Source organism: Streptomyces sp. NPDC050264 (genome assembly GCF_040655895.1).
Lineage (GTDB): Bacteria > Actinomycetota > Actinomycetes > Streptomycetales > Streptomycetaceae > Streptomyces.
In genome coordinates, this window is sequence record NZ_JBFAKV010000011.1 from 240,712 (window position 1) to 255,053 (window position 14,342).

Annotated in this window: 8 protein-coding genes and 3 pseudogenes; 4 read left to right on the top strand and 7 right to left on the bottom strand. The window is 70.1% G+C overall.

Annotated elements, in window-relative coordinates; translation table 11 throughout:
• Nucleotides 1-346: 346 nt before the first annotated feature.
• From AB0J02_RS21955 to AB0J02_RS21975, 5 genes and pseudogenes are all read right to left on the bottom strand, one after another.
• Nucleotides 347-1,324 carry a hypothetical protein gene (locus AB0J02_RS21955; RefSeq protein WP_363195407.1) on the bottom strand — a complete coding sequence of 326 codons (978 nt, stop codon included), beginning with the start codon at nt 1,322-1,324 and terminating at the stop codon, nt 347-349.
• Entirely contained in the window at nt 1,324-2,571 is a 1,248-nt protein-coding gene (locus AB0J02_RS21960) for a hypothetical protein (protein ID WP_363195408.1), read from the bottom strand. Before AB0J02_RS21960 ends, AB0J02_RS21955 begins: the two co-directional genes overlap by 1 nt.
• Nucleotides 2,568-4,445 carry a phosphotransferase gene (locus tag AB0J02_RS21965; protein WP_363195409.1) on the bottom strand — a complete coding sequence of 626 codons (1,878 nt, stop codon included), beginning with the start codon at nt 4,443-4,445 and terminating at the stop codon, nt 2,568-2,570. Before AB0J02_RS21965 ends, AB0J02_RS21960 begins: the two co-directional genes overlap by 4 nt.
• A gap of 321 nt (nt 4,446-4,766) precedes the next feature.
• Nucleotides 4,767-4,931: pseudogene (locus AB0J02_RS21970) on the bottom strand (MerR family transcriptional regulator); the annotation flags it as partial.
• Nucleotides 4,931-5,339: pseudogene (locus AB0J02_RS21975) on the bottom strand (class I SAM-dependent methyltransferase); the annotation flags it as partial. The pseudogenes AB0J02_RS21970 and AB0J02_RS21975, both read right to left, overlap by 1 nt.
• 344 nt (nt 5,340-5,683) lie before the next feature.
• Between AB0J02_RS21975 and AB0J02_RS21980 the strand changes: the two are divergent.
• A complete protein-coding gene (locus tag AB0J02_RS21980; RefSeq protein WP_363195410.1) occupies nt 5,684-6,904 on the top strand; it encodes a metallophosphoesterase in 1,221 nt (406 codons plus the stop codon).
• Complete coding sequence (locus AB0J02_RS21985; RefSeq protein ID WP_363195411.1) at nt 6,807-7,127, top strand: response regulator; 321 nt, start codon at nt 6,807-6,809, stop codon at nt 7,125-7,127. Before AB0J02_RS21980 ends, AB0J02_RS21985 begins: the two co-directional genes overlap by 98 nt.
• A gap of 242 nt (nt 7,128-7,369) precedes the next feature.
• Here the strand turns inward: AB0J02_RS21985 and AB0J02_RS21990 are convergent, their stop codons facing one another.
• Nucleotides 7,370-7,579 (bottom strand): DUF6243 family protein, encoded by a 210-nt coding sequence (locus AB0J02_RS21990; protein ID WP_363195412.1) that lies wholly within the window; start codon nt 7,577-7,579, stop codon nt 7,370-7,372.
• A 629-nt stretch (nt 7,580-8,208) separates the two neighbouring features.
• Here AB0J02_RS21990 and AB0J02_RS21995 point away from each other — a divergent pair.
• Entirely contained in the window at nt 8,209-11,052 is a 2,844-nt protein-coding gene (locus tag AB0J02_RS21995) for an AAA family ATPase (protein WP_363195413.1), read from the top strand.
• A 57-nt stretch (nt 11,053-11,109) separates the two neighbouring features.
• Nucleotides 11,110-13,884 carry an AAA family ATPase gene (locus AB0J02_RS22000; RefSeq protein WP_363195414.1) on the top strand — a complete coding sequence of 925 codons (2,775 nt, stop codon included), beginning with the start codon at nt 11,110-11,112 and terminating at the stop codon, nt 13,882-13,884.
• 322 nt (nt 13,885-14,206) lie between these two features.
• Here the strand turns inward: AB0J02_RS22000 and AB0J02_RS22005 are convergent.
• Nucleotides 14,207-14,320: pseudogene (locus tag AB0J02_RS22005) on the bottom strand (DUF1275 family protein); the annotation flags it as partial.
• Between the last annotated feature and the right edge of the window lie 22 nt (nt 14,321-14,342).

Consider the following 14,342-nt stretch of genomic DNA (forward strand, 5'->3'; position numbering starts at 1 on the left):
CTTCTGGTTCAACCTGGGCGCTCTCTACAGGGAGCGGTCTGCGCGACGACACGCTCTGGAGTCCAACTGGCGTCGTACGACGACTACTTCACCGTGAACTGACTGACCTGAGCCGCACATCCTCAATGGCGCAGCCCCACAATGGCGCAGCTTCGGGCTGACGCTCACCCGGCGCCGAATCGCCGGGTGAGCGCCTCCGACTGGCTGCCTTCACCACGATGGCCGCGGTCGTCTTCACATGGCTGGGGCGGAGGCAGCGCCGCGCCGGGCGCAGCCTGATCGCCTTGGCGGAGATGGCATCCGGCCACCGATCGCCCCGAACGGCCCGTGACGGGCCGGCACGCTCTCAGCAGACGAACGCCGACCCCGGTTCCTCCCGGGACACGTATTCGATGTCCGCTACGAACTGTGAGGCCTCGAAGGGCGAATCCCGTGCCAGAACGTCCGACACGAACTCGTACTCGTCGATCTCCAGCAGTCGCTGCCGGGCGTTTTCCACGTGTCGGAGGTACCAGGGGACGACCTCGTTCCTGAGCCACGAGGAATGGCAGACCTTCTCATTGTTCAGCGGAAAGACCACCGGTGCGATGAACCTCTCCCGGACGTACCTGGTGATCCCCAGCAGACGAGTGCTGTCCGACGCCAGGACGCTCGCGCCATGGCGATCGAGGAATTCCTTCAGCAGCGCGCCGAAAACGTACCGGAAATCCTCCTGGTACTCGGCGACCCGAGGCTCACCCTTACTGTGGAACTTCCGCGCCATCCCCTCGCACAGGCCGTACCACTGGCTCTCGCGCAAAGAGAGCTCCAGCCGTTCCTCGACGTCCGCGGGGATGACCCGGGGGTGCAGATTCAGTCCCGTCACAGCGAAGAGGATGTCCTCGATCGCTCCGGTGAGGGCATCGGCCAGGAGGACGGTCCTGCCCTCGCACGACAGGACCGACGCGGCCTTCTCGTGGATGCCCCGCAGGTCACGCACGTCGCGCCGGTCAAGCCCGTGGTCGTCGGCAAAGTAGTTGGCCACATTGGCGGCCTGATCGAAGTTGCCCCGTTCCGCGTTGTGGGCGAAGGGCCACCTGTTCAGGTCATGCAGCCAGACCAGCCTCTCGACCCGTTCGACCTCTTCCGCGCCGGTGATGCCGCACATCATCCGGGCTGCCAGAGCCACGCGTTCGACGTGCCACAGGCGGGCGAACACCGCGAGCCGCGGATCATCCTCCTCTCCGTACACGGTGATGAAGCCGGTGATCCGACGGAGCCGTCCGACACGCGAATCAGTGCCCCTCCATAGAGGGGCACTGCCTCCCGTAATGAGCTCATTCATCAGGGCACCATACTTTCGAAGGGATTTCCCGAGCCGTCCTGCGCGTGCCGCCTGGCTGCCGCGGGCCACCCGCTCTCCCAGGCCCGCCGCCATACGATCGAGCGAGCGACGACCACGTACCGACCCCGCAGGGCGTGCAGCATCGTGTGGTAGTCGAATTCCGATACCGCGGCATCGACATGGAGCTGCTTCCTCGCCTCGTCGACCAGAAGATGGTCGTGATCGATCTCCAGAAATCGCGCGATTCTTGCCTCTAGCTCAGATGGATCATCCAGCAGGCCGCCCACCGGAGGTGTGCTCCCCGCACACAGCCGGCGCTGCCCCGCCGGGCACGAACACGGGGTGCACCGATCGGCGAAAACGGTGGTGTTCCATGTCCCCAACTGCTCCCGCGTGGAGCGGACCAGGGCCAGGGCGCAGGAACTGTGCCGGTAGAGCGGGTACTCCGCCCTTCGTCCGAAGCGAACCAGCTGGCCCCAGCGCTCCCGGTCAAAGACCTCCGTCACACCTTCTCCGGCCCGCATCGTCGCCGCCAGATGCGTCCGCAGCCGCACGTCGTCCTGCGGCACGCCCGGCCCGAGCCTCAGGCCGCTCAGGACCGAACAGCGCATGCCCGACGTACGGAGGGCCTCGACGACCGTCTCCAAACCCGTTGCGTCCGGGTGGAGTTCGCGCACGAACGGCCGCCAGAAGTGGACAGCGTGCTGGTTCTTCGATGCGCTCACCATCCGGGCGTTGGCCAGCGTCCCCTCCAAGTCCGCGGTCCGGCCCGCTTCCAGAGGGATCCCGGAAGCGTGGGCGAGCGATTGACTGAAGAACCACACCACGGGCCAGCCAATGGCGTCGATCTCGGCGACGATGTCCTCTCGCAGAACCGCCTTGGTGATGAGAACCATCGTTCGTGGCGGAACGCGCCGCGACAGCTCCCGGAGAACCTCAACCGTCGCCCTGCGATTCTCCGGGCTCATCAGCATGTCGGTGTGGTTCCCGAGGCACAGCGGCGTGAGGTCATCCAGCGGGTCGATCACCTCGGCACGGCGGCCGTACAGATACCGGCGGACCATGTCGGCCAACTCCCGCGGGGAGACGCGGGCGAAAGGTTTGGTGGCGCGCAGGCCAACGGCGCCCAGGTAGCAATAGGCGCAGTCCGCGGGACAGCCGACCACCGGATCAAGGGTGATCCAGGTGTCGTGCTCGGCGATGAGCGGCGGCAGGGAAACCGGGGTTCGCGCGGAGGCCCGAGTCATCGCCACAGCTCCAGGAACACCACGCGCAGGGCTTCGTAGCCGCCCTCCTTCGTCCTGGTCTCGTCCACAGGGTCCGAATGTCTCCAGTGGAAGGCGAACGTCTCCTCGATCAGGCTCCTGCTGTGGAGCCCGGAGGCGTCAAACTGCAACTCGAACGAGTCGAAGAGCAGCTTCTGTCGCTTGCTGCGCGGGGTCCTGAAGTAGGGCTCGTAGAACGACGTCTCCTCCGTGATGAGCAGAGTGGCGCCCACCGCGAAGCGGCACAGGCGCAGCTCGATGAGCGAGCCGAACTCCTCCCGAAGGAGATCGAATCCGCCCAGGCTCTCCTCGGTCTTCCTGACCAGGCCGGGGTTGGGCACATAGGGGCCGTCGTCGTGCTCCGCGTAGGACATGGAGAGGCCGAAGTACTCCGGCATGTGGGGGCTGCAGACGGCGACCTGGAGACCGCCTCCAGCAGCGAGGAGATCCCGGATCTCTCCGTTGAACTGGCCCCGTGGCGAGAGGTACGACTGCCCGGTCTCGGCGAGCAGCCGAATGGTCGAGATGCGGGCGGCAGCATCCTCCAGCGCGGCCTTCTTCGCGGCGTTCCGCTGTTGGTTCACCACGCGCTCCGATCCGCGGGTCGGGACGAACGCCGCCCGGCACCGCAGCGCGGAGGCGAGCACCTGCGGGGCGGTCGATATACGCGTACGTGACTCCCCGGCCCCGGACAGACGTCGGCGAAGGGCACAGATGAGGTAGATCAGGGACGCCGCGTCCGGCTCGTCGTGCCCCATGGCCGCGCCGGCTGTCCACCGCGTCCGCTTGAGGCACTCCCTCAGGAGGAACCAGCGGTACATCATCATGGCCCCGGGCAGTGCCATCTGAGGCAGAGCCTGGTACATCACCTGGCGCCACTGGGTGATGCACTTGTTCTGACGGTTGTTTCCGAGCCTCGACCCTTCACCGAGGCTGACCTCGTCCCGCAGCAGATGCGCAGCCGCTTCGAGCAGCTTCGTGTGGTCCAGAGCCTGATCGCCGTCGATCCTCGGGGTGGTTCGGAAGAGCAGATCGATCTCGAAGCGGGCGAAGTCCTCGAACACGTGGCCGCGGCGCCCGTTGCCGTAGTCGATGAAGTGGACTTCCGAATGGACGGAGTCCACCAGGACGTTGGCGAACCGCACGTCCCCGTGCAGGAGTCGGTCGTCGTGCACGGGAGCGACCCGGATCGACGTGATGCTCTCCTCCCACCACTCGCGGAATCCGGCGAGTTCCGGCAGGTCGGGGCAGAAGGAACGCGCCGTGTTGAGAGCGGCGAGTATCCCCATGTCCCATCGCAGGGGCGGCAGATACTTCAGCAGGGGCTGAGCGGTCTTCGACTCGCGGACGCTCGTACTCGCGGCCAGATTCAGTGCGACGATGCGCAGACACTCGCGCAACGTCGGCTCGGACGGGGACTCGTCCCGGTTGAGGCTCCAGAGGTAGGTCGAGATGAGCTCGGCGAAGTCACCGAAGTTGCTGATCTCCGCGAACGTCTTCCCGCCGACATACGGGTACACCACCGCGGACCACAGTTCCGACCGGGCCTCGATCTCCACCTCGACCGGCCCGAACGCCTCGTCGAGTCCGTGCTCGGTCAGCCATGGGTCGCCACCCGTGTACCCCGCCCGGTTCTCGTGTTCGGCGACCATCTGCTCGCGCGGTCCGGCCTTCAGCACGAGTGGGTCAAGGTGTCCGGTCCACACAAGGGCCACAAGAGATCCGGTGTAGCCGCCGGGAAGCAGGCGCGCCACAGGTTCGTCCTCGGGATCGGAGCCCGACAGTGCGGCGACGCATCCGATGAGACGGCGGATGTCGCCGCTGGAGAGGTGCGCGTGATTCCCGACGATCTGCAACGAGCCCCCCGGTTACAGGATCAAACCCGCTAGTTCGGTGGGGCGGACCCGGGACCCCCTGCCTGCACCCGCTTTCAACCATACGCATGTGCTGATGCCCTGTCAGCGTGTCTGCGCAGCAGCGCATTTGTTCCCCCGCGCACGTATCCGGCGACCGGCCTGCACGATCACGGGCCAGAGATGCAGAAGCTTCTGGGCGGGCGAAAGGGGCGTCGCGGGCTCGTCCTTCGGTGACGGTTTGGCTGATGACGTCCATGATGCGGTCGGGGCTGGTGGGGGGCGGTCATGGGTGCGGTCCTCGTCGTACTCAGGCGGAGTGGTCGGGCTCGAGGGCATCGCCAAGGTGGCGAGATCACCGCGGTCGGCGGAGCGGATCGTGACAGACTGGTCGGAGCCGCGCAGGTCGAGCATCACGTCGGGGCCGATGGCCGTGCCGACGGCCGGACAGACCGTGGTCGGCTCGGACGGGATCTGGAGAGGCCGACCGACAGGACGACCACCATCGTGGCCTCCGTCCCAGGGGTGAGCAGCGCCAGGACGTTCCCGGCGGCCACCACGAGATCGAAGTCCGCGGCGATACCGAGCAGGGCCGGATCGAACCCGGCGAGACCGGCCTGGAACCAGGGCAGTTGAGGCGCCTGCGCCCGCGCCACGTCCAGCATCGAGGCATCCAGATCGATCCCCACACAGTCGTACCCCAGCTCCGCCAGCCGGATCATGACCCGCCCGGTACCGCAGCCCGCGTCCAGCACACGGGCCCCGGCAGACACCGGAGCCCCGCAGAACGCCGCCTCGCCGTGCACGTCCTTCCTTCCCGCTACGGGCCAGTGCCGCGAAGCGCGCGGCGTACTCGTCCCCGGACGCCCCACCGGTCAATTCCTGCCGACACCTCATGATGTTGTCTCCAGGTCGCCGGGTCGGCAGCCCTCGCGCCGTGAGCCACTGAACTTGAGGCAGGTCGGGCCAGGCCGACGATCCGGAGTCCCTACTTCGCCACGCCGTGTGTCAGCGAGCGGGATACGCGGGACCCCAGTGAGTACGGATGGGTCATTGCACCGACGATCCCTCCGCGTGCGGGGCCCGGATCGCTGTCTGCGTGAGCAAGTCGTGAGCAAGTGCGGCTCCCCGGCGCCGGTCTGCGCCGACAACCCCGTCGCCTGGCAGGGCACCGTCCGACCGACCATGGGACGACCGGATACAGTGCGCGCGACGGCAGCCTATTTGCTTAAGGGGGAAGCGTGACCGACATCGGCGAGACCCAGCCCGCTGACAGGACAGCGCACGCGACTCAGCAGAGCCGACTGCGCCGCCTCATGCGCTACATCCCCTTGATCGCCCCCGTCCTGCTGTGGGCCGTGCCCTGTTGGGTGCTGCTCCACACCGGCCAGCACTGGCCGCTCCCCGTCGCACTGGGCGGCACCGCCCTGTTCGTCGTCGGCCTGATCGGCATGCCACTCGCGATGATGCGCGGCCACGGCAAGCGGCAGCAGGACTGGGCGGCGATCGTCGGGGACTGTCTGCTGGGCATCAGCTGGGTCCTGTTCGTCTGGTCCGTGCTGCTCGGCGTCCTGCTGCGGCTCGCCCTGACCGTGGTCGGCCCCGGCGAGGGCCAGGACCGGGCCCGGATCGTCACCTGGGCGGTCCTCGGCGTAGCCGCCGTGCTGCTCGCCTGGGGGTACGCCGAGGCCCGCCGAGTGCCACGGGTGCGCCGGCTCGATGTACAACTCCCGCGCCTGGGAGCCGGGTTGGACGGTACTCGCGTCGTCCTGATCACCGACACCCATTACGGCCCGCTCGACCGCGCCCGCTGGTCGGCACGGGTCTGCGAGACGGTGAACACCCTGGAGGCCGACCTCGTCTGCCACACCGGCGACATCGCGGACGGCACGGCCGAACGCCGCCGCGCCCAGGCCGCCCCACTGGGCACCGTGCGGGCCACGCGGGCCCGGGTCTACGTCACCGGCAACCACGAGTACTACAGCGAGGCCCAGGGCTGGGTCGACCTGATGGACGAGCTGGGCTGGGAGCCGCTGCGCAACCGCCACCTGCTGCTCGAACGCGGCGGCGACACCCTCGTGGTCGCCGGCGTGGACGACGTCACCGCCGAGTCCTCCGGCCTGGCCGGCCACCGCGCCCACCTCGCCGGCGCCCTGAACGGCGCCGACCCCGGCCTGCCCGTCCTGCTCCTGGCCCATCAGCCCAAGTTCGTCGACCGTGCGGCAGCCGAGGGCATCGACCTGCAGCTCTCCGGCCACACCCACGGCGGCCAGATCTGGCCCTTCCACCACCTGGTCCGCATCGACCAGCCCGCCCTCGCCGGCCTCAGCCGCCACGGCGCCCGCACCCTCCTCTACACCAGCCGTGGCACCGGCTTCTGGGGTCCGCCGTTCCGCGTCTTCGCCCCCAGCGAGATCACCCTGCTCGTACTCCGCTCCCCACAGCGGCCCCCTTCGCCGTAGCGCGACGGCGACCGTCCGTGCAATACGGAGGTGCGCAAGCCTTCCCATCATCGCGCTCACCGCGAAGGCTCTGAAGTACGACCGCGAAAAGGCCCTGGAGTCCGGAGCCTCCGCCTACGTCGCCAAGCCTGTCGACGCGGATGAGCTGATCTCCGTGATGCGGCGCTGGATCGGCGTCGAGGACCTGACCGCCGCCCCGAGCACAGGTGGTGGTCGGCCGTGATGAACTAAGGGCCGCCAGGACACGAGGCCCCTGCTGTGCTGCTGCTTCCCCCGCGTCTGACGGGTCGCCCTCTCGACGGGAGCCTTGTTCACTCCCGCGGCCGCCTTCTGCTCGCCGCCGAAGTCGGTACTTGTCAGGACCGCGACGCTGCGGTGTCCGCTCACTGACAGGGCTGCTGCGTCTGCGGCTCCCCCGGATGGTCGGCTGAGGGCCCGGCGGTGCCGCCCTGCGGCGGCGGTGCGTCAGCCCCGTGCGGTGTCGTCGCTCGTCTGCCCGGAGTCCTCGGCTGCGGCTGCCTTCTCGCGCATCTTGCGCACCAGCTCCGCCTTCTGGTCGGCGGCACCCTGACGGTCGAGGTTGCGGTGCGGACCGTTGTTCTGCCGTTCGGCGCGGGACAGCTTCTTGCGCTGGCCGCCGCCCATGCCCACAGGGTTGTTGATGTTCTTGCTCACGGGTTCTCCCGGATGATGTGAATGATTTACGGATTCATCGGTGGGGGACGGGCACGGCGACGTCGGAGGGCGTCAGCGGGGGCCCATCACGCTCTCACTCATAAATCAGCGTCTGGAAGAACATGACAAAGACGTTACCCGGTCCCGTCGGCCCCTCACACCAAGTTTGCACAGTGCCGGCGTCGGTCGGCCCTTCGGCGAGCGCCCGAGGTCAGCCGTTCCTTCCGGCCTAGCGATCCGCCCGCTCCAAGGCCACACGAGGAAGCGCCCGGCCCGCCAACGCCTTCAGCGTCCCCCAAGCAGCACTGCGGCACGTACTCCGCTACTCAGGGTGGTACGCAGCAGTTACAGGCGCCGCGATCAAGAAGGAAGCTTCATTCCCGAGGACGATCCTCGAACTGGACGTCCGATCGGCCCGCAGACCTGACCGTCCGGCCCGTCTACAGCCCTCGGAAGTCTGCCGGATCCGCCGCGGCCGTCGGCTTGAAACAAGGCCTCCCGTCGGCGCCGCCACGAGCGTCGGCGGTCCGGTCGCATGGTCACCGACCCAGCAGGGCGAATCATCATTAGTATGATCTCGCTCGCACCCGCGCCGCCCCACCGGCCGACCATCCTTGGGAGACCGAACCATGAGTGGGGCCTTCAGCTCGGCGGATGCGACCGCGGACGGCCACGGCGAGGTGTTCGTTGGTCGCCTCCGCGAATCCGACCAGCTCGCGGCGTGTGCGGCCAAGGTGCGCGACGGCGAGGCATGGCTGGCGGTAGTCGAGGGTGAGGCCGGTATCGGCAAGAGCGCTCTCGCGCGCCGGATGGCGGCCTCACTGCGGGACTTCACGGTCCTGTGGGCGACCGGCGATCCGTCGGAGACCGACCTCCCCGGCGGTGTGGTCAGCCAACTGATGCGGCGAGTGGACCGCGACGTGCTCGCCGAGTTCCCGTTGCTGGCGCAGGACAGCGCGGCCGGGGTGTCGCCGCACGCCATCGGCGGCCAGTTACTGCTGCTGCTCGGCGCGCTGCAGGAGTCCCGGGGCCCGGTCGCCGTCGTCGTCGACGACGTCCACTGGGCCGATCCGCTGTCGCTGCAGGTGTTGGGATTCGCGCTCCGCCGGCTCTGGGCGGACCGGGTGCTGACCGTGCTGCTGACCCGGTCGGACGCGGAGCGCACCCTCGAGACCCTCGACAGGCTGGTCCGGTCCCTGGATCGGGCAGTGAGGGTCGAGATCGGCGGGCTCGACGAGGACGACGTGGCGCAGATGGTCCGGCGGTTGCTCGATGTGCGTCCGGCGCCGGGACTTGTCGAGCGTCTGCACAGCTACACGGAAGGTCATCCTCTCTACCTCCGGACAGTTCTGGCCGAGGTGCCGGTCCCGACGCTCCAGGACGAGGCGGCGGAGCGGTGGCCGATCGCCCGCACGCTCCGGGTCGGCATCGAGTCCCTGCTGGACCACCTCCCCCCGGATTCCGTGGCCCTCCTCGAAGCGATGGCGGTGCTGGACACCCGGCTTCCCCTCGTGACCGTCGCGCAGATCGCCGCGCTCCCCGACCCGGCCCGCGCACTCGGACCAGCGCTGACGGCCGGGCTCGCGCGATGGTGGCCCACCGAATCCCAGAGCCCTGTCGCCCTCGTGCACGCTCTTCAACGGGACGCCGTCTACGACGCCATCGCCCCGGAACGCCGCCGTACCCTGCATGCTGCCGCCGCCGGCGCGGTCGGCACGGCCGCGGCCTGGGCTCACCGGGTCGCCGCGGCCACGTCCACCGATCCCGCCCTGGCCGCGGAGTTGGAGCAGTCCGCGCATGCCGAGGCCGTCATCGGCCACAACGCCCTGGCGGCCACGCGCCTGCTGTGGGCTTCGTCGCTGTCCGACGACCGCGCGGACCGGGAACGGCGTCTGCTGACCGCCTGCGCCCAGTCGCTGCTCACCATGCGGCCGGTGGCCGCCGTGAAGCTGAGACCGCAGGTCGAGGACTGCGCGCCGGGAGCCCTGCGCACCTGCGTCCTCGGTGTCATGGACCTGCTGGACGGCCGATTCGTCGCCGCCGAGGCCCGGCTCACCGAGGCCTGGCACGAGGCGCTCGCCGACCCTGATTCGGACTGGACAGCCGTCCTGGCGGGGACGTTCCTGACCGTCGTCACGATCCGGCACGGCCGCGGCGCCGAGACCGTGGACATCGCCGGCAAGACACTGGCCACCGGCGACCTCGACCCCGCCACGTCCGACCTGACCCGGGCGGTACTCGCGACCGGCCGAATGTGGGACCAGGGGCCGCGCGCCGCGTTGCTGGACGTGGCGCACCTGCCCGCCGTGGCCGCCGAGGCGGCGGACCACCAACTCGACACGCTGGCCACCCGCGGAGTCATGCATCTGTTCCTGGGCCGGCTCCCCGCGGCGCGCACCGATCTGGCGACGGTGGCGCGGCGCGATCAGCAAGGCGCAGGGTCGAAACTCGGCCATCTGTCGTTGTCGCTGCTGGCGGTCCTGGAATATCTGGCGGGCGACTGGAACGCCAGCGAGTCCGCGACGGATCGGGCGCTCGCGATCGCCGCGATCCAGGACCATGTCTTCGGTGACGCGGCCGCCTGGTTCGCGGCCGTGTGCGTCAAGGCCGGCCGGGGACAGTGGGAGGCCGCGCAGGGGCATGCCGACACCCTGTGCCGGGTCACCGAGACACTGGGGTCGCCGCCGACGGAGACCGTCTATGCCGCGCTGGCCCAGGCGATGCTGGCGCAGGCACGGGCCGACCACACGGCCATGCTGAGGTCGCTGGAGCCGTTGATCGACCGCGCGGCCGCAGGCGGAGACGAGAGGATCCGCCTGCGGTTCAAGCCCTTCTGGCTGTGGCAGCAGTCGCTCCTGGTCGAAGCGCTGACCGGAACCGGACAACTGGTCACCGCGGCCCTCGCGCTGGACGACCTCCGAGCGGGCTACGACGGCACCGGGTACATGCGGGTCGTCCTGGCCCGGCTCAGCGGCCGGCTGGCCGAAGCCCAGGGCCGGCCGCGAGACGCGCTGGCGATCTACGCGCACGCCGTCACCGGGACACCGGATGAGGGCGGTGACACCGCTCCCCTGTTCCGCGCGATGCTGGAGCACGGCTACGGCAGGCTTCTGGTGGCGACCAGTTCCGGCTCCCGCCGCGAGGCCGCGAAATGGTTCAAGTCGGCCCACGACCGGTTCAGCGCACTGCGGGCCGCACCGTTTCTGGAGCGCTGCGACGCGGACCTGGCGGCGATCGGGCTCAGCGCCCCCGCACAGGCCCGCAGCCGCGTGCTGGCCCTGACCGAGCGGGAGCTGTCCGTGGCACACCTCGTCGCCGGCGGGCGGACGAACCAGGAGGCCGCGGCAGAGCTCTATATCAGCCAGAAGACCGTGGAGTACCACCTGTCGAACATTTACGCAAAGCTGGGCATATCGTCCCGTCGCCAGCTGGCGGAGTCGCTGCGGGCGCATCAGCCCGAGACACGTCGGTGACCAGACTAGGGTCCGTCCCTAGGGTCCCCCAGGGGGCGGGGTGATTCTCTGGGAACCATGGCAGGACACCTCCCGGTCGGCGCCCGTCCCCGCCGGATTCCGCTCATCGGTCGACGTGAAGAACTGCAGGTCCTGACCACTCTGCTGGCAGGCGTCCGCGACGGCATGAGTTCGGCGCTGGTCCTCGTCGGCGAAGCCGGTATCGGCAAGACCAGACTGCTCGACCACATGACGGAGGTCTCAGCGGACCTGCGCGTCGTCCGGGCCGCCGGGGTCGAGTCCGAGGCGCAGCTGGGCTTCGCGGCGCTGCACCGCCTGCTGCGTCCGTTCCTGGGCCGCCTCGACACGTTGCCGGCTCCCCAGCACGAGGCCCTCGCCTCGGCCTTCGGGCTGCTCGCCGGGCCGCCGGCCGACCGCTACCTCGTCGGTCTGGCGACCCTGACGCTGCTGGCCGACGCGGCTTCGGCACAACCTCTTCTGTGCCTGGTCGACGACATGCAGTGGCTCGACCGCGAGTCACGCGACGCACTGGCGTTCGTCGGCCGCCGACTCGGCGCCGAAGCCGTCGGTCTCGTCGTCGCCGGCCGTGCGGACATGCCCGGGCCCGGGGCGTTCGAAGGGCTCGTCGTCCTGCCGGTACGCGGCCTGGGCGACGCCGACGCGCACGAGCTGCTCGGCCAGAACGTCACCGGACGGCTGGACCCGGCGGTGTCCGCGCGCATCATCGCCGATACCGGCGGGAACCCCCTGGCGTTGATCGAGAGCGCCGACACGCTCAGCCCGGCCCACCTGGCCGGAACGGCGCCGCTGCGCGAGCCGCTCCCGGTCGGAGCCCGGCTTGAGAACCACTTCGGGCGGCTGATCCAGGGCCTCCCCGACGAGACCCGGACCTTCCTGGTACTCCTGTCGGCGGCGGCGCCCGAGAACGCGCTGCTCCTGTGGTGCGCCGCCGGCGAGCTCGGCGTCCCCGCCACGGCCGCGGACGCGGCGATATCAGCCGGCGTGCTCATCCACGACCAGCGCATCGAATTCCGCCACCCGCTCATCCGGTCGGCCGTGTACAGCGGCGCCGACGCCGCCGAGCGCCGCCGGGTCCACGCGGCGCTCGCCGCGGCCAGCGATCAGCTCCGGTTCCCCGAGCGCCGGGCCTGGCACCGGGCGGAAGCGACGATCGGGCTCGACGACGAAGTGGCCGATGAGCTCGACGCGGCTTCGGAACTGGCGCGGGCCCGGGGAGGTTATGCCGCGCAGGCCGCGTTCCTGGCCCGAGCGGCGCGGCTGTCGGTCGCGGACCGGGCGGTCCGGCTCGTCGGAGCCGCCAGGGCACACCTCGTCCTCGGCGACCCGGCCACGGCGCAGGCCATGCTCGAGCAGGCCGATCCGCTCCTGGTCTCCGGCGACCCCGTGCTCCGTGCCCGGGCTCTGCACACCAGGGCGACGACCGACATCTACTTCGAGCGCATCGGGGGCGTCCTGTCGCAGCTCATGGCTGCGGCCGACACAGTGGCCGGTTCCGACCCCACCCTGGCCCGGTCGATGCTGATGGAAGGGCTTCTCGCGGCATTGTGCAGCGACCACGACACGGTCGCGCTCAAGGAGTTCGGTGCGGCGGTCCTGGCCTCGCCGGCCCTGCGGCCGGCATCGCCGACCGGCGCGGATCTCCTCCTTCGAGGCTTCGCCCTGCGTGTGCACAGCGGCTATCCGCCGGCGGTTCCCGTGCTCCGGGCAGCGCTCGCCGCCGTGGGCCGGGAGAGCGAGGTGACCGAACACGGCGTACGCCTGGCGGCGCTCGCTCTCTATGCCGCCGAGGAAATCTGGGACGACGACGCAGGCGACGAGGCCGCCAGGCTCTTTGAAGTGCACGAGCGCCGCATCGGCGCACTGGGCGCGCTGCGGTCCACCCTGCTGGTCCGGTCCACCTGGGAGCTGCGGGCCGGCCGGTTCGCCACGGCCACGGCCTGCCTGGACGAGGCCGAGGACCTCGCGGCCGTCATAGGCCAGCCGTCGGGCCTGGCCTTCCGGGTCGAGTTACTGGCATGGAGAGGCCAGGAGACGCAGGCCCGGTCCGCGGCGGACGCACTCGTCCGCGACCTGGTGACGCGCCATGCGCACGGCGGCCTGGGCGACTGGGCCCGCAACTGCCTGACCGTGCTGGAGCTCAGCCTCGGACGCTACGCCGAGGCCGCGGCCCACGCCGACGTGGCCTTCGCCAACGACAACGCCGGAGCCGTCCCCCGCGCGCTGCCGGACCTCGTCGAGGCCGCGGTGCGCTGCGGTGAGCATCGTAAAGCGAAGGAGGCCCTCAGACGGCTGGAGGAGCGCGCGCCGCTGGCCGGTACGCCCTGGGCTCTGGGGCTGCTGGCCCGCTGCCGGGCGCTGACGGCCGACGACGACCATGCCGAGGCCTTCTTCGCGGAGTCCGTGGCCCTGCTCGGCCGCACGCGGGTGCGGACGGACCTGGCGCGGACGCACCTGCTCTACGGCGAATGGCTGCGCCGGCGCAGGCGACGCGCGGACGCCCGGACCGAACTGCGAACCGCGCACGAGATGTTCAGGTGCATGGGCGCGGCGGCCTTCGCCGAGCGCGCGCGGGTCGAGCTGCTGGCCACCGGCGAGCACGCCCGGAAACGAACCCCGCACACCGAGCACGAACTGACGCCGCAGGAGCGGCGGATCGCCGGCCTGGCCGCTGCTGGGTCGACGAACGCCGAGATCGCGGCTCGGTTGTTCATCACTCGGTCGACCGTCGAATACCACCTCAACAAGGTGTTCCGGAAGCTCGACATCACCTCGCGGCGGCGGCTGCGCTCTGTGCTGAGCGAGGAGGGCTGAGGCTGGGCGAAGCCGCACCACCGGAGCCCTCCTCCAGCCGACCGCGTTTGCCGTTCGGTTGGTGCGGCCCGACGCGTCCCTCCGACGAAGGCGCCGACCGTCATCGCCGGGTTCGAGGCCGCCCCCGGACGAGGCGCGGCCCTGTCGGCGAACAGGCCGACAGTTGGTCAGGGTGAGCACCGTCATCGTCAGGTCGGGAGGACGGCGTGCCGCCGCACCGCGGCGTTCTGCATGCCCATCGACATCGCAAGCAGGGCGACGAGCGTCAGCTGGACACCGCACCGTCCCGGGTCGTCGGGACACGCTGCCCACGCCGCGGGGGGGCGAAGCCGGAGAGCGCGACGTCGCCGGTCATCATCGCGACGAAGACGTGGCCGAGAACCAGACAGCCGACGGCGTCGACCAGGCCGGTCGCCGCCGTCAGGGCCAGGAGCAGTCGGGCAGGAGCCGGTAGTCGC

Excerpts from the sequence above, each read along its gene's own strand:
- AB0J02_RS21955 (WP_363195407.1), bottom strand. The coding sequence starts at position 1,324 with ATGAATGAGCTCATTACGGGAGGCAGTGCCCCTCTATGGAGGGGCACT.
- AB0J02_RS21960 (WP_363195408.1), bottom strand. The coding sequence starts at position 2,571 with ATGACTCGGGCCTCCGCGCGAACCCCGGTTTCCCTGCCGCCGCTCATC.
- AB0J02_RS21995 (WP_363195413.1), top strand. The coding sequence starts at position 8,209 with ATGAGTGGGGCCTTCAGCTCGGCGGATGCGACCGCGGACGGCCACGGC.
- AB0J02_RS22000 (WP_363195414.1), top strand. The coding sequence starts at position 11,110 with ATGGCAGGACACCTCCCGGTCGGCGCCCGTCCCCGCCGGATTCCGCTC.